At 57.4% G+C, this 18,507-nt stretch carries 18 protein-coding genes; all 18 read right to left on the bottom strand.

Going from position 1 to position 18,507, the window contains the following annotated elements; translation table 11 throughout:
• Positions 1-5: 5 nt before the first annotated feature.
• On the bottom strand, positions 6-959 hold the full coding sequence (locus AC1DU8_RS02400; RefSeq protein WP_477689613.1) for a Gfo/Idh/MocA family oxidoreductase: 954 nt from the start codon (positions 957-959) through the stop codon (positions 6-8).
• The gene (locus AC1DU8_RS02405; protein WP_477726410.1) at positions 956-2,173 is read right to left on the bottom strand and encodes a TIGR00180 family glycosyltransferase; all 1,218 of its coding nucleotides are present in this window, start codon (positions 2,171-2,173) and stop codon (positions 956-958) included. Before AC1DU8_RS02405 ends, AC1DU8_RS02400 begins: the two co-directional genes overlap by 4 nt.
• Before the next feature lie 42 nt (positions 2,174-2,215).
• On the bottom strand, positions 2,216-3,043 hold the full coding sequence (locus tag AC1DU8_RS02410) for a cephalosporin hydroxylase family protein (protein WP_457281215.1): 828 nt from the start codon (positions 3,041-3,043) through the stop codon (positions 2,216-2,218).
• Positions 3,040-3,867, bottom strand: coding sequence for an NAD-dependent epimerase/dehydratase family protein (locus AC1DU8_RS02415; protein WP_457281214.1), 828 nt, complete (start codon positions 3,865-3,867; stop codon positions 3,040-3,042). Before AC1DU8_RS02415 ends, AC1DU8_RS02410 begins: the two co-directional genes overlap by 4 nt.
• Positions 3,864-4,943 carry an FkbM family methyltransferase gene (locus AC1DU8_RS02420; RefSeq protein WP_457281213.1) on the bottom strand — a complete coding sequence of 360 codons (1,080 nt, stop codon included), beginning with the start codon at positions 4,941-4,943 and terminating at the stop codon, positions 3,864-3,866. The genes AC1DU8_RS02415 and AC1DU8_RS02420 overlap by 4 nt, the downstream gene beginning before the upstream one ends.
• A gap of 125 nt (positions 4,944-5,068) precedes the next feature.
• The gene (locus tag AC1DU8_RS02425) at positions 5,069-6,295 is read right to left on the bottom strand and encodes a methyltransferase domain-containing protein (protein WP_477689615.1); all 1,227 of its coding nucleotides are present in this window, start codon (positions 6,293-6,295) and stop codon (positions 5,069-5,071) included.
• Positions 6,292-6,852: a dTDP-4-dehydrorhamnose 3,5-epimerase gene (rfbC, locus tag AC1DU8_RS02430; RefSeq protein WP_477689616.1), complete on the bottom strand. Its 561-nt coding sequence runs from the start codon at positions 6,850-6,852 to the stop codon at positions 6,292-6,294. Before rfbC ends, AC1DU8_RS02425 begins: the two co-directional genes overlap by 4 nt.
• The gene (locus AC1DU8_RS02435) at positions 6,849-8,657 is read right to left on the bottom strand and encodes an ABC transporter ATP-binding protein (RefSeq protein ID WP_477726411.1); all 1,809 of its coding nucleotides are present in this window, start codon (positions 8,655-8,657) and stop codon (positions 6,849-6,851) included. Before AC1DU8_RS02435 ends, rfbC begins: the two co-directional genes overlap by 4 nt.
• Before the next feature lie 3 nt (positions 8,658-8,660).
• Positions 8,661-9,584 carry a transketolase family protein gene (locus AC1DU8_RS02440; protein WP_477726412.1) on the bottom strand — a complete coding sequence of 308 codons (924 nt, stop codon included), beginning with the start codon at positions 9,582-9,584 and terminating at the stop codon, positions 8,661-8,663.
• The gene (locus tag AC1DU8_RS02445; RefSeq protein WP_477689619.1) at positions 9,581-10,387 is read right to left on the bottom strand and encodes a transketolase; all 807 of its coding nucleotides are present in this window, start codon (positions 10,385-10,387) and stop codon (positions 9,581-9,583) included. The genes AC1DU8_RS02440 and AC1DU8_RS02445 overlap by 4 nt, the downstream gene beginning before the upstream one ends.
• The gene (locus tag AC1DU8_RS02450) at positions 10,384-11,430 is read right to left on the bottom strand and encodes an NAD-dependent epimerase/dehydratase family protein (RefSeq protein WP_477689620.1); all 1,047 of its coding nucleotides are present in this window, start codon (positions 11,428-11,430) and stop codon (positions 10,384-10,386) included. Before AC1DU8_RS02450 ends, AC1DU8_RS02445 begins: the two co-directional genes overlap by 4 nt.
• Before the next feature lie 8 nt (positions 11,431-11,438).
• Positions 11,439-12,761 (bottom strand): lipopolysaccharide biosynthesis protein RfbH, encoded by a 1,323-nt coding sequence (gene rfbH / locus AC1DU8_RS02455; protein WP_477689621.1) that lies wholly within the window; start codon positions 12,759-12,761, stop codon positions 11,439-11,441.
• A gap of 73 nt (positions 12,762-12,834) precedes the next feature.
• Complete coding sequence (locus AC1DU8_RS02460; RefSeq protein ID WP_477689622.1) at positions 12,835-13,668, bottom strand: NAD-dependent epimerase/dehydratase family protein; 834 nt, start codon at positions 13,666-13,668, stop codon at positions 12,835-12,837.
• A 54-nt stretch (positions 13,669-13,722) separates the two neighbouring features.
• On the bottom strand, positions 13,723-14,799 hold the full coding sequence (rfbG, locus tag AC1DU8_RS02465; RefSeq protein WP_477689623.1) for a CDP-glucose 4,6-dehydratase: 1,077 nt from the start codon (positions 14,797-14,799) through the stop codon (positions 13,723-13,725).
• The gene (gene rfbF, locus AC1DU8_RS02470; RefSeq protein ID WP_457281204.1) at positions 14,796-15,569 is read right to left on the bottom strand and encodes a glucose-1-phosphate cytidylyltransferase; all 774 of its coding nucleotides are present in this window, start codon (positions 15,567-15,569) and stop codon (positions 14,796-14,798) included. The genes rfbG and rfbF overlap by 4 nt, the downstream gene beginning before the upstream one ends.
• A 152-nt stretch (positions 15,570-15,721) precedes the next feature.
• A complete protein-coding gene (locus tag AC1DU8_RS02475) occupies positions 15,722-16,396 on the bottom strand; it encodes an FkbM family methyltransferase (protein ID WP_477689624.1) in 675 nt (224 codons plus the stop codon).
• 15 nt (positions 16,397-16,411) lie between these two features.
• Positions 16,412-17,578 carry a DegT/DnrJ/EryC1/StrS family aminotransferase gene (locus AC1DU8_RS02480; RefSeq protein ID WP_477689625.1) on the bottom strand — a complete coding sequence of 389 codons (1,167 nt, stop codon included), beginning with the start codon at positions 17,576-17,578 and terminating at the stop codon, positions 16,412-16,414.
• On the bottom strand, positions 17,575-18,507 hold the full coding sequence (locus tag AC1DU8_RS02485; RefSeq protein ID WP_477689626.1) for a GDP-L-fucose synthase family protein: 933 nt from the start codon (positions 18,505-18,507) through the stop codon (positions 17,575-17,577). The genes AC1DU8_RS02480 and AC1DU8_RS02485 overlap by 4 nt, the downstream gene beginning before the upstream one ends.

The raw sequence follows: 18,507 nt of genomic DNA on the forward strand, positions 1-18,507 counted from the left end.
CGGCTTCAGGTGATGGGGACAGCGTCGGCTTCGACATCGACGTTGACGCGCCAATGATCGAGCAGCGCTCGAATGTAAGGACGATGAATTTCGAGCGACTGCTCCAAAGTCGGCAATGCACAATCGTTGCTGACAAGAATCGACTCGATGAGTGCGCCGCTTACTTCGCTCTGGAAGGGCAGGCGTCCCGGCAGATCGAGTCCGTCAGAACGTTTTGCGGTGCCGGCCGCTTCGTCGATCGCCCAGCGGTGTATGCCGTCATCGAGTTCAAAGCGGTAGAAGACATCTCCGTCGCCGGCTTCCAGGGCCGCAGTTGATCCGCCCGAGAAGTCGACTTTAAGCGTGCCCATGACCTCCCAGTTGCCGGGGCGCTTGGATTCGATCCAGCCAGGTGCGAGTTCACTGGTATCAAATGTTGTGGGCGTTTCACCGGTCCACCAGGCGAACATGTCCAGAAAGTGGATCGAGTTGCAGGCCAGGCCCCATGCGCCTCCACTGACCTTCAGATGCATTGGTTTGCCGGATGTCAGCTGCGCTTTGATTTGTTGATGCCAGTCGAGCATTCTTCGCGGCGTGTTCACCCAGACTCTGGCGTGGCCAACGTGATGCTCAATCTCGTCGAGCCCTGTCTCACTCTGTGCCAGCACCTTTTCGAGGATCCAGGCGCCTACCGTCGTTCGCGCGGCAATTTCTCGCACCACCTCAGGTCGCCAGCGTGCGGTAGTTGCAACAATCGCGACATCGATTGCTGCCGGCACCGTTGCGAGGGAGGTGTGCAACTGGATCTCATGGGCTCTGTTCGCTTTCTCGACCTCGTCCCAGCGTTGTTGCGCTCTCGCGAGCGACACCGGATCGACGTCTTGAACGTGAATGCAAAGCGGGCTGGCACAGTTCACAAGGCCTTGCAGGTAGCGCGAGCCGAGTTGGCCTGCACCGGAGATGAGGACGCTGTGGGTCATGCTACGTGCCCTTTTCTTGCCCGGTAGAAACCGCTGATCAAATTCTCCATGGCCGACAGTTCGGCGATCAATCGGTCGTCAATCAGAAATTCAACGGGAGGAGTAAGTTTTTGTAGATCTTGCAATTGGCCATAGTTGCCGGGCGTCGGTGCCGGGACAGCACCGAACATGGCTGACTTGAGGTACTCCAGCCATCTGCGCGGCAGCAGCCGTTTGGCGATAGCAGCGGTGCTCTTGCGGAAGGTATTCAATACCGCGCCTGGACCTGTCAGCGCCTGCCTGGCATCACGGTCGAGATCATCGAGATGCCTGATAAATGTCTCGACCGCCTCGCGCACTACGGCACGCGCGCGCGCGTCGTCAACGGTAATGGCGCTTTTGAGCTCACGGGTGAGTATCGCGAAAAACCGCTCGTGCTCCGTCTCAAATTGAGCAGACGACCACCAGTCGCGAAACGACAGACCGCGATTGAAGTCTGTGCTCGTGATAGACCGGTTTTCGCTGGAGCGCATCCAGTACACCTCGTCGACCGTCGAGAGTTTTCCCCAGATATAGGTAGTGATTCCTTGCTGCATCTCGCTCACATAGGGTGACGACCAGTTTTCAAGCTGCCCCCAGGATTTGCACCAGACTGGCGCGCGCAAGACGGCGTAGCAGGTCGCGGCCGTATAGTCCGACATTGCAGTCTGCAGCCGCTGTTCAATCTCGTCCTGTCGGACCGTGTAACGCCAATGCGGGTAACCGTGGCCGTAACTGCAGGCAGTCCCGTCCTGCATGGTATGAAACGCCAGCGACTGCGCTATGCAGGCGCTCAGTGAAGCGTCGCGTTCAAGTGCAAGAATTGCGCTGCAAAGTCCGCTGAACAGAAAAAATTCGTCGTCCCCGAGCAAGGTCGCGTACGGCGTGCGGATATGTTTGGCCGCCATTTTCAGACGGTCAGACATGCTGATTGCAGCATGTAGATAAATTACATCGCTAAGGCCATCCAGCGTCTGCCGCGAGATGCCATCCAGTGGTTGCGGTGAGCCGTCGACGATCACCACGCTCGCACCACTGCCGTGCCAATACACACACTGTCGCAACAGGAAATCCTGTCTTGCATAGCAAGGTATGACCACTGTCAGCAGTGAAAGCGTGGCAAAAGAAGGGTTTTCTTCGTTAGCGCTTTTTCGCAGCGAGTGGGCAAACCAGCTATCGAGTATGGGATTGGCCATGGTTTTCAAACGTCTGGAAACGAATTTCTCCGAAAAAAGGCATCAGATGCGCTTGAGATAGCCGTCTGGAGCCACCGTCAAAAGCAATTTGTTCTCGATGGACTTGTCGATTTCAAATACGAGCTTTCCACCATCGACGGCTTGCCGGCCTTGTTCTTTCAGTCGCTTGAGGTATTCCCATACCGCAGTCTTCGGGTTGTTGCCATGTGCCCAGGGGCGATCAGGGAACATATCGTTCGGCAGATCCTCGACAATCGTGTCGAACACGCAGCAATAACTGCCCGCACTTGTCAAAGGTGCGTAGGCTTCGAGTTCTGCCAATACGTGCTCGTGCGTATGGTTTGAATCGAGAAATACCATGACTTTTCGGTGCTTTTTCGCGATCGCGTGCACCTGTTCGATGATTTTTTCATCGGTCGATGAGCCCTCGAGCATCTGGATGCGGTGCGCCATCGGGTGTGCTTCTATTGCATCGCGATTGTGCTTGCGGATATCGATGTCGAGTCCGAGCACGTGGCGCGATGTGGCTTTCGGGTCGAGCGTGGAGCCGCTTTCGACGGCTTCGCAGTAATCGATCAACGCCAGCATTGCGGCGCTCATGAGCAATGAGCCGCCATGCGCGATGCCTGTTTCGATAATCAGATCCGGCTTGACCTGCCAGATCAGTTCTTGCGTCGCGACCATATCGACCGGGGTCTGGATAATGGGTCGGCCCTGCCATGAAAAGTTATACATATAGCGGCCGCGGAAAGCTTCCGCCATCCATTGCGACGACAGTGATTGCCATGATTTGTTGGCGGGATAGCTGGCGATGGTGCTGAATTTCTCAGCTTCGAAAGCCGCGATTGGATCGTTGGGTGTGGCGCTCACTGTGGTACTCCGTGTTGGATGGGATAGGTGGACAACAAGCCTGAGAGCCGATCTTTCAGCTTCATGGGCAGGTAGTGGAACTCGGTAGTTACCGCCGCTATGTCGACGGTCGGGAAAATGCGCTCGGGCGCGCCTGGTGCGAAGGAGATATGTGCGCCCGTCAGCGCCGCCAGCTCGCGTGCCAGTTCGGCGTGACATACGGATTGCCCGCTAGCTACGTTGTAGAGGCGCTGCCGGCCGCTAATCGCGATATTTTCGAGCAACGGTACGACATCGTCGATGTCGACGTAATCTTTGCAGGAGGTCGGACTTTCATGGATCGTGACGCTATTGGTCTCGCGCAGTTCACGGATCACCGACGCCAGGAATGTAGCTTTACCTTGCCCAGGGCCATAGACATTGGATAGCCTTGCCACCCGCACGGCCGGCGAAGCCTGCGTCAGACACAGGGCTTCACCGAGAAGCTTACTGAGGTCATACAGGCTGTCGGCCGAAGGTGCGATCGAGATTTTCGCATCTTCTTTCGCGCTGTAAGTTGGCGCCAAGCCCGCGTAGACCCGAGTGCTTGAGAGGTATAGCCACGAATCGAAGCGGCTCGACTGGAGCAATGTTGAGAGTAAACCAACATGCGCTTCGACGGTGTCATGTGGCCGACTGCGAAAGTTGGCTGTCAGGCCGATCGCATAAATCACGTGGCCGAGGTTCTCCTCGCTATGGACTAGCGCGCCGCGCACCGGCGCGGTTACTTCGTAACCGCGCTCACGCAGATGAGTGACCAAGTGACGGCCGACAAACCCGGCGCCACCAAACACTGTGAATTTCATTCGCCAGGAAACCCATCCAAGGGATGATGTAGTTCAGGTGATTTATGACGGAGTAACTTGGGGCTCACGTTCTTTACCTGCTTGAAAAGGGGGCCAGATATGAGTTGCGTATTTGCTACGGCCAGCATGTTGAAGCCATGCGGTGGGCCCTCGAGGTAAACGGCCTCGGCCGGAATGAGTTCGATACAAAGCTCCCCGACTTCGTGGTTATTGTGGAAATCGCGCACCGCAAAAAGCTGATAGCCCGCTGCGCTCAACAATTTACAAACTGGTGCATTTAGTAAGCCGTTTGACCAGTCCACATAGTCCCGGTGAACTTCAAAAACGATGCTTGGGTGGTTATTCAGGAGTGTTTTTTCAGCTCCTAGCAGCGCACGAAACTCCGCGCCCTCAATATCGAGCATGATGACGCCGAGTCGGCGTTGCATTGCGGCGCAATAGTCGTCAATTCGTACCGTTTCAAAACTATCTTCGGCAGTGTCCGCAACGACCGAATTGGCGAACGAGTCGAAGCCTTCAAGACGAAGCCGCTGGCTGCTGACATCCCACAGTCCCTTGCGATTAATGACCAAGTTGTTCAGATCATTTAGCGCAACATTTCTTGCGAGCATTCCTGATTGTTCGGGACTGGGCTCAAAACAATGAACCTGACGGTCTTCTTTCTGCAGTTGGCGAGCCAATAAAATGGCATGATCGCCAAAATATGCGCCACCGATCAGAACATCGCCGTCACTGTGGGCGGACAGGTGTTGCAGTAATCTTGTCGTTTGAGGTTCCCAGACATGAGTAGGATTTTCCCGCTCCGAAAGCATGAAATCCCTCGCAATTTTTGTTCGGTAGAGAAACTCAAAGCGTGTTCCATCCTGCAGTGTCTTTTCATATCGGTCGTCTTCGGTGTGAAGCGCATCGATAATCGGGCCCGTAATGTCATCGCGAACCGAACCTTGATAGGCGAAGGTTTTTTCTGCTTCCTTCAACCAGTCAATCAGACGTCTGCGCAACAAGGCATCGCGTCCAAGCGTCGAAAGTGCTCGTTGCAATTTTTGACCGTTTAGGTCACGAGGGTCGTTTGACATTGTTTTCTCCAGAGACGAAAGATTTTGGCAAAAGCCGAATTGGTGTTGACGCGCTACGCACGCATTAAGGTACTAATTTTCAGTGTGAATTGCGAACTGGATCGAACGGTTGAAGCATGCTTAATTCACGCCATGATTTTCAGTTCGGGAACCGCAACCACAAAATTGCCGCCCCAAGTTCGCACGTGGGCTTGCTGTTGCATGACTTCGGCAGCGATATTCCACGGCAGGATCACCACCACGTCCGGGCGGTGTTCGGCCATTGCCGATGGTGGGAGGATTGGAATGTGATTGCCAGGCAGGTATTTGCCCTGCTTGGATGGAGCGGCGTCGCAAACATATGCCAGCAGGTCTGGCCTGACACCCGCATAGTTCAACAGGGTATTTCCCTTGGCAGCCGCGCCGTAGGCCGCGACCTTTTTGCCGGCGTTCTTTTGCTCGATCAGAAAGGTAAGTAACTTGTTTTTGACCCGGTCGGCCTTCGGCTGAAAATTCAGATATGTGTTCAAGTCACGGAGACCGTGGCGCTGTTCGTCTTCGAGAATACGCGCGACCGCGCCGGTACTCTCGCGCGTGTCCTCGCGGTGGCAACCGTAGACGCGCAGGCTGCCACCATGGGTGCTGAGTTCCTCAACGTCCCACACACGCAGGCCGGCCTGGTCGAAGATACGGCTGACGCTTTGCAGCGACAGGTAAGAGAAATGCTCGTGGTAAACCGTATCGAACTGGTTGTGCTCGATCAGTTGCATAAGGTGCGGGAATTCGAGCGTGATCACGCCAGTAGGCTTGAGTACCGACTTGAGGCCACGTGTGAAGTCGTTGATATCCGGTACGTGCGCATAGACGTTGTTACCGATGATGAGATCGGCCTGCTTGCCCTCAGCTGTCAGGCGTTTGGCCAACGCATCACCGAAAAACTCGCGTAGTACCGGAATGCCGAGATTCTCTGCGGCTTTGGCCGTACCTTCTGTGGGTTCGATGCCGAGGCAGGGGATTCCGGGCGGTAGAAAGTTGCGAAGCAGATAACCGTCATTGGAGGCAACTTCGATCACGAAACTCTCGGAACCGAGTCCGAAGCGTTTGGTGATCGCTGTGGTGTAGCGTGCGGCGTGATCGAGCCAACTGATCGAGGTCGACGAGTAGTACGCATAGTCATAGCGGAACAGCTCGTCGGCTTGCGTGAAGTCCTCGGTTTGCACCAGCCAGCAGTGGTCACAGACAAACAGTTTCAGCGGGAGGTGAACCTCGGGCTGCGTGAGCTGCGCCTTGGTCAGATATGCATTGGAGGGCGGCGCAAACCCCAAATCGAGAAATACATGCTGCAGGGGAGTGTTGCAATGGCGGCAGTTCATGCGGCAAGTCCTGTGAAATCGTGATTAATGTGCTGGCGGCCACGATCACCTTCCGAGACATCGGTCGCGGGAAGGGGCCAAGTGATAGCCAGTTTTGGGTCGTTATAGGCAAGGCCGCCTTCGGCCTCAGGTTTGTAAAAGGCGGTATGCAGATACAACATTTCGCTGTTTTCTTCGAGCACCTGAAAACCGTGTGCGCAGCCCTCGGGAACGACCAGCATGCGGCCATTTTCAGGTGTAAGTTCTTCGGCATGCCAGTGTAAAAAGGTCGGTGAGCCTTGCCTTAGATCGACCGCGACATCCCACACCTTGCCCCGGATGCAGCGTATGAGCTTCATTTCGGCGTGTGGCGGGCGCTGGTAATGCAAACCGCGAATCGCACCTTTTGACTGTGTGCGCGAGTGATTGATCTGCAAGATGCGGCGCTCTCCGGTCACCCCGGCAAGCTCACGCTCGCAGAAGAGGCGGCTGAAGGCGCCCCGCAGGTCCGAGAATCGCGTGGTTTCAACCACCAGCACATCAGGCAGGGTGGTATTGTGGATGGTCATCGTGCTCATGGAGAAGCCTGCGCGAGTTGTCGGAAGCTCGCGCTGTGTGTCAGCAGCTCGTCGTAGCTGCCTTGCGCAGCGACTTTTCCGTGTTCTAGTTCAATGATGACGTCACAATTCATGACGGTCGTCAGGCGGTGTGCGATAAGAAGGATCGTGAGGCCGCGATCCAGTCCATCAATCGCCGTCATGACCGATTGCTCGGTCGCGTTGTCGAGGGCACTTGTCGCTTCGTCGAATATCAGCACACTGGCCCTCTTGTAGAGGGCTCGCGCGATGCCGATGCGCTGGCGTTGACCGCCCGATAACTGGATGCCGCGTTCACCGACATGCGCGTTGTAGCCGCCGGTACGGCTCTCGATGAACTCGGCAATCTGTGCCTGTTGCGCGGCTTCGCGGACGCGCGACATATCGATCAGCTGCCTTGGCACGCCAAAGGCGATGTTTTCAGCGAGACTGGTGTCGGCCAGATAGATGCTCTGCGGTACATGGGCGATGGTGCGCTGCCAAGCACGCAGATGGTCGCCGCGAACCGGCTTGCCATCCACCAGCAGTTGTCCCTCGGTTGGCAGCAACAAGCCCATCATGAGGTCGAGTGTTGTACTTTTACCGCTACCCGTGCTGCCGACAAAACCGACGCGGGTTCCCTTGGTGATTGTCAGATCGAGACCATCAAGCACCCACGGCGTTGTGTCCGAATAGCGAAAGCGCACCTGGTCAAAATGAATATGGTTTTTGAAATCCAGCGGTGCAGCCGGTGGTTGGAATGCTTCGGGTGGGAGCGGCTGATCGAGCAGCGCCAGCGTTTCGGCGAGCGAGGCCTGACAGCTCACGATCGTGGCCCAGGCCCCGAAACTTTGTTGCAAGGCCGGGAGCAGGCGCTGCGCGCCGAGCGCGAGTGCGCCGAGCACCGGTAATGCGCCCGCAACGCCGCCGTTTTGCTGGCTGAGTGCATAAGCCAGCGCAGCGATCAGCACCATGCCGACCGCTTCCATCGCGTAGCGCGGGCTGATATTGATGAATTGGCTGTCGCTTTGGGCGCGGCGCAGCGGATGATCGGCCTTGCGGTAGATCTCGCAATACAGCGGCTGCGCATTGTCTAACAGCACATCGCGGATGCCACCGAGACCTTCTTGCAGCGCCTTGACGACCTGCGTCTGTTCGCGTGCCACCAGCTCACTGTTGTGCCGGAGCCTGCTTCTGGTTATGGCGGCAATGATCGTGTAGCTAGCGCCGAAGCCCAGCGCAGCGACGATCGCGGCAAATGGGTCGATGGCGACAAGAACGGCAACAACGGACGCGAGCAGGATGACGGAGCTCAGCAGCACAAGTACCGGCTGCAGCACGCCGAAAGCTATGCTGTTGACCTTTTGCGTGATGCCGGCGATGACCTCACTGCTGTTGCGTGAGACATGTACCTGATAGGGCTGGTAGAGGGTGCGCCGATAGAGTTCGGTGCTGAGATCGGAACCGCTGGTCAAACCCAGGCGCATGCCAGCCCAGAGTAGCAACATGCGCAAGGCCCCGGCCAGAAGCGCTGCTGCCGCAAAAATAATCGTCAGCGGCAGGATTAATCCTTGTGCTGAAGCGATACCCCATGCCTGCGCGACCTGCGTAACGAGTGGGTAGGCCAACAGCCGTTCCGGTGCGGTCAGCACCGCGAGAAAAGGCAGTACGGCGCCCAAACTCATCACCTCGGCGAACGCACTGACCAGCGTCAGGGCCAGCAAACCCGCGAACTGGCGCCGACGGCGCAGGCTCAAATGCAGCCAGAGCCGACGCAACAGTTGTGGGAGTTCCTGCTTCAAGGCCATAACTCAGTGTTTGGACGGCTTGCCAGCGAGAAAGGTCTCGACGCTTTGTCGCACGCTCGGCAAGTCGAGCCCATGCTCATGCAGCAGGTAATCCCAGGTGCCGCAGAGCGACGAGAAGCGGTCCTTGATGCCAATGCGGAAGACCGGCAGCGCCCGGTAGGCGGTAACTTCTTCGGTGATGCAGGCACCTAGCCCGCCCATGACCGAATGTTCCTCCAGGGTCACGATGGCGTCGACCCTGTCGATAATCGAGTGCAGGCACTCGCGATCCAGCGGTTTGATCGACGGCACGCTCCAGGCTTCTGCGTCGAGGCCCTGCTTGATGAGTTCGAGTGCGGTCTTCACCATGGATCCGGTTGCAAGCAGGGCGATGCGTTTCCCTCTCGGACTCACCGGTAGCATGTCGCCAGCTTGCAGTTTGACTGGACCGTCGTGCACGTCACCGCGATCACTTTTGCCGACGCGCATATAGACCGGCGATTCGAGCCGCAGTGCAAGCTGCATGGTTGCGGTCATTTCAAAGCGGTCAGCTGGAGACAACACGGTCAATGCCGGTACCGCGCGCGTGCAGGCGATGTCTTCGGTGCACTGGTGGCTGCTGCCGAGATGGCTGTAAACGAGCCCGGCGCCATCACCTATCAGGATCACAGGCAGGTTTTCGTAGCAGACGTCGATCTTGATCTGCTCAAGCACACGCATCGGTACAAATGCCGCGAGGCCATAAACGATGGGCTTGAAGCCGGCTTTGGCCAGACCCGCTGCCACGCCCACCATATTTTGCTCAGCGATGCCGCAGTTGATGTATTGGTTCGGCCTGGCCTTGCGGAAAGCGTCGAACAGTGCATAGCCGTGGTCGCCTGTGAGAAGCAATACCTTTGGGTCGGCCAGCGCTGCAGCGACCAGCGCGTCGGAGAATGCGTTTCTCATGCTGTGCCTCTGAGTTCGGCGATCGCAGCCGCGTGGGTCTCGGCGGTCAGCCGTGTGTAGTGCCAGATGTTGTTGTGCTCCATGAACGAGACGCCCTTGCCCTTGATGCTGGTCGCGACGATTGCTTTCGGCTTTCCGTTGCGGCCGGCGCGCGCGTCGCGGTAGGCCGCGTCAATAGCGGCTTCATCATGGCCGTCAATGGTGACTGCGTCGAAACCGAAGGCCCGGAATTTCTCCTCGATGTTGCCGAGTGCAATGACCTCGTCGGTCGGCCCCATTGCCTGAAAGCCGTTTTTGTCAACGATCACGACGAGATTGTCGAGCTTGAAATGCGTGGCGAACAGCGCTGCTTCCCAGATCGCGCCTTCGTTGAGCTCGCCATCCCCGACCAGCGCATAGCAGATTTGGTCTGTCTGGCTGAGCTTTGCACCCATGGCCAGACCTGTTGCTACCGAAAGCCCGTGCCCCAAAGAGCCGGCCGTTGCTTCGACGCCGGGAACATGTGCGTCGGCCAATCCCTTAAGCCGGCTGCCGTCCTTGAAGTACTGGCTGATGTCGTTATCGTCAAGCCAGCCGATTTCGTGCAGGCAGGCATACTGCGCCATCACGCCGTGGCCTTTGCTGAGCACCATGTAGTCCCGATCGGGCGACTCAGGATTCGCGGGATCAAACCTGAGATGACTCCGGTAAAGCACGGCGAGCAGTTCGACGATCGAAAATGCGCAGCCGATATGCACAGTCGCGCCCGAATAGGCCATATCAAGGACAGTTTTGCGGATGCGGGTGGCGTTGAATTTGTTCATGATGTGATCGATGAACGACTCCAGTTGAATGTTTTGCGCAGCGCCGCGTCAAGCCCCGTGATTTCCGCAAGACCGAGTTCTTCCCGCGCCTTGCGCGTGTCGGGCAGGTAGCGTGGCGCCGGTTCGGCGGCAGGCGGTGCTTCGATCTTCACTTCAAGCCCGGCCCCCGAGGCTCGAACGATATGCTGCGCGAGCTCGGCGATACTTATCGCACTTTCCGAGCCCACGTTATAGGCTTGGCCCGGCTTGCCGGTGCCGAGAATGCGTAATAGCCAGACGCAGAGGTCCGCCATGTACAAAAATGATCGCAGAGGCCGGCCGTCACCCCTGACTTCAATGGGCCGTCCAGCGAGCGCGTCGCGGATGAAATTCCCGGCTGCGAATGGCCCGTTCAGCGGCAGGCCTGGGCCGATCAGCGCATAAATGCGTGCGATGCAGGCACCAAGCCCGAACTGCGCGGCATAGGTGCACGCGAGCCATTCGGCCGCGCGTTTACCGTTGCCGTACGCAGCAGCCGGTTGCAGCAGATCGGGCGCGCATGCATAGGTCTCTGGCATTCGTTCGATTGAAGCAGGTTGGGCACCATAAATCGCGCCGCTGGACGTCAACAAAAAGCGCGATGCACCGCTTGCATCGGCGAGGTCGAGCGCGCGCCGCGTTCCCTGCATGATCGAATCAAATACCGCCAGCGGGTCGGCCGCCCGGTGCGGATCGCCGACATCAGCGGCTGCGTGAACCATCAGGTCAAGCTTGCCGGCCGGTACGGTGAAATCGAGCATGCTCCCCGCGACCAGCCGGGTGTCGCGGCGATTGAACATGTGCGGTGACTCTTTCTGTGCGCGTTCGGGATCTCGGCTCAGCACAATGAGTTCAAGACGGCTGCCGAGCGTGTCGTTCGCCCGCTGCAGCGACTGCAGCAGCCAGCTGCCGATGAAACCGGTGCCACCTGTCATGAACAGCCTGGCCCCGCCAAAGCGTGACCAGAACTCCGGTGTCAGAGACAACACCAGATCCAGATCATCGGCAGGAAAGGCAGCTTGCATGATGGTTTTTAGAAATTCACACCGAGATATGTCTCAATCTTGCGTGCGGCGAATTCAAGCATCGCCGGTGTCAGCGAGGGCTGCACACCGATCCAGAAGGTGTTGTTCATCACGTTGTCGGTGTTGGTCAGATCACCACTGATGCGGTAGTTGCAGCCGCTCATGTAGGGCTGGCGCGTCAGGTTGCCGGCAAACAGCAGCCGCGTGCCGACCTTGTTCTGGTCGAGGTAGGTCAGCAGATCGAGCCGGGTGACCGGGCAATTTTCTTTCAGCGTGATCGGGAAGCCAAACCATGACGGATCAGAGTGCTCAGTCGGCTCGGGCAGGTTGACGAATTCCTCGCAGGCCTTCAGGCGCTCCTTGAGAAACGCGAAGTTGTCCTTGCGCGCCTGGATGAACTGCGGAGCCTTGTCGAGTTGCGCCAAACCGCAGGCCGCCTGCATATCGGTGATCTTGAGGTTGTAGCCGAGGTGGCTGTAGGTGTATTTATGGTCGTAACCTTCGGGCAGTTCACCGAGCTTCCAGCAGAAACGTTTACCGCAGGTGTTGTCCTTGCCGGGCGGGCAATAGCAGTCGCGGCCCCAATCGCGGAAGCTTTCGGCGATGACTTTGAGTTCGTCATTGTTGGTGAAGACCGCGCCGCCTTCGCCCATTGTGATGTGGTGGGCCGGGTAAAAGCTCAACGTGGCAATGTCGCCGAAGGTGCCGACCATCTGGCCACGGTAGGTGGTACCGAGTGCATCGCAGCAGTCTTCAACGAGCCACAGGTTGTGCTTTTTGCAAAGCGCAGTCACGACGTCAAGATTGAATGCGTTGCCGAGCGAATGTGCCAGCATGATCGCTTTGGTCTTGGGGCCAATCGCCGCTTCAATCTTGCCCGCATCAATGTTGTGCGTGAGGCGGTCGACATCAACGAAAACCGGGATCGCACCGAACTGGATGATCGGATTAACGGTAGTCGGAAAACCCGCGGCCACGCCAATGACTTCATCGCCACGCTTGATTGCACGCTCGCCGAGTTTCGGCGAGGTCAAGGTGCTGAATGCTACGAGGTTCGCCGACGAGCCCGAGTTGACCGTGATGAGGTGCTTGACGCCAATGAACGCAGCGAGCTTCTTCTCAAATTCGGCGTTGAAGCGTCCGGTCGTTAGCCAGCCGTCGAGAGACGCTTCAACCATGTTCTTGAGTTCAGCGGCATCGAGTAATTTGCCGGACGGCGGCACCACGCTCACACCGGGCAAGAAGGGTTCGGGAGCCAATGCGACTGCGGCGTACTGTTCTACCAGCGCAGAGATTTGCTCGCGAAGGGCTTGGGTTTTGGCGTTTTGCATAACTTGAAATCTGCCGATTCTGATGTTGTATAAAGCGGGGCTGATCAACGTTCGCGGGTCAATCGAGCCGACGTCAGCGAGCACTTTCTTTGACTTGCGCGAGGTAATCTGCAACCGCTGGTAGCGTGTCGCGGAAATTCAGGCCGTCCAGCGCCGGCGTACGCTCGAACAAAAATTCATAGTTGTCGTTGACTGGTCCGGGCAAGGCGCCGATTTTCAGCAGATCGAGACGATCTTGCGCCTCAAAAATGTAGGTGGCCAGGTTTTTCAGCATGACCGGCATGCCATGGCTTAGCTCGACCGAGCCGCTGGCGTGCGAATCTGCGAGCCGGAAGATTGCCGCAACTTCGTCATCAATATGATGGTACTCCCGTAACTGCATGCCGGGCGTCATCCTGAATTCGGCGTTCCTGTCGATAGCCTGCAGGATTTGACCGAGAAACATGAAGGGGTCCGGCGCCCGCCCCCCAAACAAGGTATGCAGGCGTATGTGCAAGCCGAACCGGCTCGTCGCGCAAAATTCCTCGACAAAACGACCTAGTTTCGTTTTACTCCAATAGTAGGGATTAAGCCCTTTGTCGTCGACCACTTTTTCCATGACCGTACCGAAGGTAATGACTCGCGCCCCGGTTCGTGTTGCACCCTGAACCACATTTTTCGCCAGTGAAAAATTGATGCGTTCGTGCTCGTCATGTGGGCGACCAGGATCAATGATGCCTGTGGCAACGTAGACCACGCTGTCTTCGGCGGCGTGCCGGCTTTCGAAAAAGCGCGCGGCCTCGTCAGCGCCGTCGTCGCGCCACCACTCCGAGTAAATCGAATGATCGGGCGCTTCGACGCGGGCCGGGTCTTGCGAGGCGTGTATAGCGTGGCCAAGGCGACCCCGGGCTCCCAGGATAAAAATCATCGGATTTGCGCTTCCTGACATCGCATGTTGGTTTTGAGATTTCGCATCGTTCGATCAGTGCCGGATCATTGTTTGATAGTGGTCGATTTGCGCCAGAGTGGTTTCGCGGATGTCCGCGCCTTCACCGCGCCGCCGGGCCCAGACGACAATCATGTGCAGGGCCGTCTCGAGATTGAGCAATGGACGCCAGCTCAGCCGACCGACTGCTTTGGAAATGTCGAGCTTGAGATAATTGGCTTCGTGAGGCTGCTCGGTTGCGTCAATCTTCCAACGTGCGTTGCCACCCCAGAGTTCGGCCATGCAGCTTACGATCACGCCGACCGGCCGCGCGTCTTCATCTTTCGGGCCAAAATTCCAGGCCTCGGCGCAGGCGGGACCGTTGTCGTAAAGACGTTCGGCGAGCGTTAGGTAGCCGCGCAGCGGTTCAAGCACGTGCTGCCACGGACGTATGGCGTTCGGGTTGCGGATATCGACGACCCGGCCCTGTTCGAACGCAGCAAGAATGTCGGGAATCAGGCGATCCTTGGCCCAGTCACCGCCGCCAATGACATTGCCGGCGCGCGCTGTGGCCAGCGCAACGCCATGCTGGGCATGGGTCTGCGCGCTGAAGAACGATGCCCGATAGGACGCGCTGACAAGTTCAGCGCAACCCTTGCTGTTGCTATAGGGGTCATGCCCACCCATCGGCTCGTTCTCACGGTAGCCCCAGAGCCATTCCCTGTTCTCGTAGCATTTGTCGGTCGTTATGTTGACGACGGCCTTGACGCCAGGCGTGTGGCGCACGGCTTCAAGCAGATTCACGGTTCCCATCACATTGACAGCGTAGGTTTCGACGGGTTCAACGTACGAGTGACGCACCAGCGACTGTGCCGCCATGTGGATCACGATCTGCGGGGCGGCCAGACGCATTGCCTCGCGTAGCGCGACGAGGTCGCGCACGTCACCGTGCAACGATGTCATGCCGTCGGCAACGCGAGCCGCCTCAAACAGGCTTGGCTCGGTCGGCGGCGCCAGTGAATAGCCAGTGACTTCGGCGCCCAGGCGCTGTAGCCACAAGGACAGCCAGCTCCCCTTGAAGCCGGTATGACCGGTCAGAAAGACACGCTTGCCGCGCCAGAATTCGGGCGTCATTTCCACACCTTCCAGGGAGCCTTGCCTGAGGCCCAGAGTTCCTCAAGGTAATTCTTGTCGCGAAGGGTGTCCATTGGCTGCCAGAAGCCGCCATGCTGGAACGCTGCAAGTTGCCCTTCGTCAGCAAGCGACTCGAGCGGCTGCCGCTCCCAGGTGCAATTGTCGCCGTCGAGATAGTCGAGAACGGCTGGCGACAGCACAAAAAAGCCGCCGTTAATCATGCCACCGTCGCCCTTGGGCTTTTCCTTGAAGCTGCGCACCTTGTCGCCCTCGAAGTCAAGCGCGCCGAACCGTCCTGGCGGCAGGGTTGCGGTCAGGGTCGCCTTGACGCCTTGCTCCTTATGAAACGCGAGCAGCGCGGTGATGTCGACATCGCCGACACCGTCGCCGTAGGTGAAGCAGAAGGCTTCTTCGTCCTTGACATACGATGCGACCCGGCCGAGCCGGCCGCCGGTCATGGTGTCTTCGCCGGTGTCGATCAGGGTAACGCGCCAGGGTTCGGCACTGCGCTGATGCACTTCCATGCTGTTCTTGCTCATGTCGAAGGTGACGTCGGACATGTGCAGGAAGTAATTCGCGAAGTACTCCTTGATCATGTAGCCTTTGTAACCGCAGCAGATCACGAAATCGTTCACGCCATGGGCGGAATAAATCTTCAGGATGTGCCAGAGGATGGGTTTGCCGCCGATCTCGATCATGGGTTTCGGCCGCGAAGATGTTTCCTCGGAAATGCGCGTTCCTAGGCCGCCGGCAAGAATGACTGCTTTCATGTTTTTCCTTGGGTTCGGTTATCCAAAGGCGCCATCTTGGAAGTGACGTCGTTTGCGAAAAAAGCGATCAAGACAGCCGGACCGTGCGAAGGGTCTCCGGCTTGCACGGACGGCCACTCTGAGTGGCACAAGATTTGAAGATCACACAAAGTTCAATCCTTTCGGCTCCAGCTTTCCCAGACGAACTCGTAGTTCCAGGCTTCGTCGTGGGTTTTTGCCAGATCGTTGCGGATGAGCTCACGACGGGACACCGCTTTGTCTATGAAATTGTGGAACTGGACCTGCAGGTGGCGAATCCGACGAATGTCTTCGGAGGCGATCAACGCAGGAATCACATCAAACTCGCCGCCCTCGATATTGATCTTCATCAAATCGATCTGCGCAATTTCCAGTTCTTTGATGCAATTGACCACCGACCTGACTTCCACCCGCTGAACGGCGCCGGTCGCATGCGGTGAATCGAAGCTTGACGCATTGTCGGCCAAGCCAATATTGAAGAATCCGTCGCTGGAAGACAGTCCATAGTTCAAACAGACGATTTTGGGATTACCCAGAAAGCGTGCTACGCACTGCTGATGAAACTCCGCAACAGGCTCAAAAATATAGACGGTGCAGCCGTAGCGTTTGTGGATTTCGGCGGCGAAATCGCCCAGGTATCCTCCAATATCGAAAACGACACTTTGCGCATTCAGTGCGTAGTTCAGGCGCAAGGTCTCATCCCCCCGGTCGCTGAACCAACGTTCAACTTCAATCAAGAATGGTTCCCGTTTGATGTGGCGACGGTACATCAGCCCCAGACGGGTTTTGATTTTGGAAACCAATGACATTGGTGTTCTCATGCGTTAGAGGTTTTTGAGCGTTGTGACTGCGTCGGCAATCGAGTAGTGATGGTTGCCAACAAACAGGCCGTTACTGTCGATATGCTCGGCGTTCTTCAGCTCACCGAAGACTTCCGAGTCGAAATATTTGACGACTTCATTCTTGGCGAAATTGCCTGCAACGATAGGTCGTACTTCGAACCCAAGGTCGTTAAGCTTGGCGACCAGTGCTTCGCGTGTGAGGTCGACACCAGGCCGGATCACGAGGCTGAAACCGAACCAGCTGCTATTGCCAATCTCCTTCTGGATCAGCACGGTAGGGTGGTCGCGCATAACCGATTGCAGCAATGCTGCGTTTTTACGTCGTTCGGCAACGAGCATTGGCAATTTTTTGACCTGCTCGATGCCGAGTGCACCCGACATTTCGAGTGGCCGTACGTTGTAGCCGGGCAGGACGAAGCGAAACGACTCTTTGAACGGATCGTCGCTTTTTTCGCCGCAGACATGGTTGAACTTCGGGAGATTGCGGGTCCAGCCGTGCGCGCGCAACGACAGCAAAATGTGGTGCAACTCCTCGTCATCGGTGCTGATCAGGCCACCTTCCATCGTCGAGATGTGATGTGAAAAGAATGAGCTGTAACTGCCCATCAGGCCGAAAGTGCCGGCTTGCTTGCCTTCGAAGGTTGCGCCGAGCGACTCGCAGTTGTCTTCGATCAGCGTGATCTTCTTGTCGCCGATGATGGATTTGATGCGCGCGAAGTTGTTCGGGTTGCCGAGCAGGTTGACGGCCATGATCAGGCGGGTGTTACCGGTGACGGCTTTTTCCAGTGCATCGAGGTCGTAGTTCAAGGTTTCGAGATCGATATCGACGAATTTGATCTTCAGGCCGTACTGGTATAGCGGGTAATAGGTTGTGCTCCAGGATACGGCGGGCACGATCACTTCGTCGCCCGGTTTGAGAGCAATCGCGTCATTCTTGGAATAGAAAAGCGCCGCGACCATTAACAGGTTGGCCGACGAACCGGAATTCACCATCACGCAATGCTTGACACCGAGGTAGCTTGCGAATTGTTTTTCGAATTCGAACACCTTGGGTCCCATGGTGAACATGCCCGAGGTGATGACCTCTTGCAGTGCAGCGTATTCAGCCTGGTCCCAGGTGGCGGTGGCGAGAGGGTATTTGTGGCTCATGCTTGGCTATCCTGCAAATAAAATTGATAAGTTTTTTCAATGCCTTGATTCAACAACGTCGACGCTCGCCAACCCCAGGCGCGCTGCCTCTCAATGTCGACAAGTTTTTGTTTCATGCCGACCGGCTTGCTTGTGTCATGTACAAACTCGCCGCTCCAGCCAACGACTTCGGCGGCAGCACGGTAGTAGTCGTTGATGCTGTGGTCGTGGCCGAGGCCGACATTGAGCAGCCCCGGTAGCTTGTCGAAATCGGACAGCGCATGCAGCACGGCGTCGGCCAGATCACCTGCATACATGAACTCGCGGCGTGCCGTGCCGTCACCCCATATCTCGACGCTCGGCAGGCCGCCAGCCTTGGCCTGATGGACCTTGTGGATGATCGCAGGGATCAGGTGGGAGTGCTTCGGGTCGAATTTGTCGTGCCGGCCGTACAGGTTGCACGGAATCAGCGTCTTGTACTGGTTGACCGGTGTTTCGCGGGTGATGTATTCGCACAGCCGGGTCGCGAAGATCTTGGCGATCGCATAGCCCTCGTTGGTCGGCTCTAGTTCGCCGCGCAGAATCAATTCCTCGCCGAGCGGGTTCTGCGCTTCGCGTGGGTACATGCAGGAGCTCGCGAGGTTCAGCAGCCTGGTAACGCCGGCCTCGCGCGCCGCCATGATCACATTGCGACCGAGGTCTACGTTCACCACGAGAAAATCGACAGGGTGCGCGATATTCGCCTGAATGCCGCCGACCAGTCCGGCGCAGTGAATTACAGCATCGGGCCGGACATCTGCGACGAAGCGGCGCGTCGCCTCGAAGTCGGCCAGGTTCAGTTCCCGACTGCCAGGCGCGACAAAATCCCAGTTGCCCGCGAGCGGGTGCTCGAGGATATTGCGGCCGACCATGCCGCCGCCGCCGGTCAGGAAAACACGGGGTTTGGCCAC

The sequence above is a fragment of the Polaromonas sp. P3_A5 genome, from assembly GCF_056403055.1.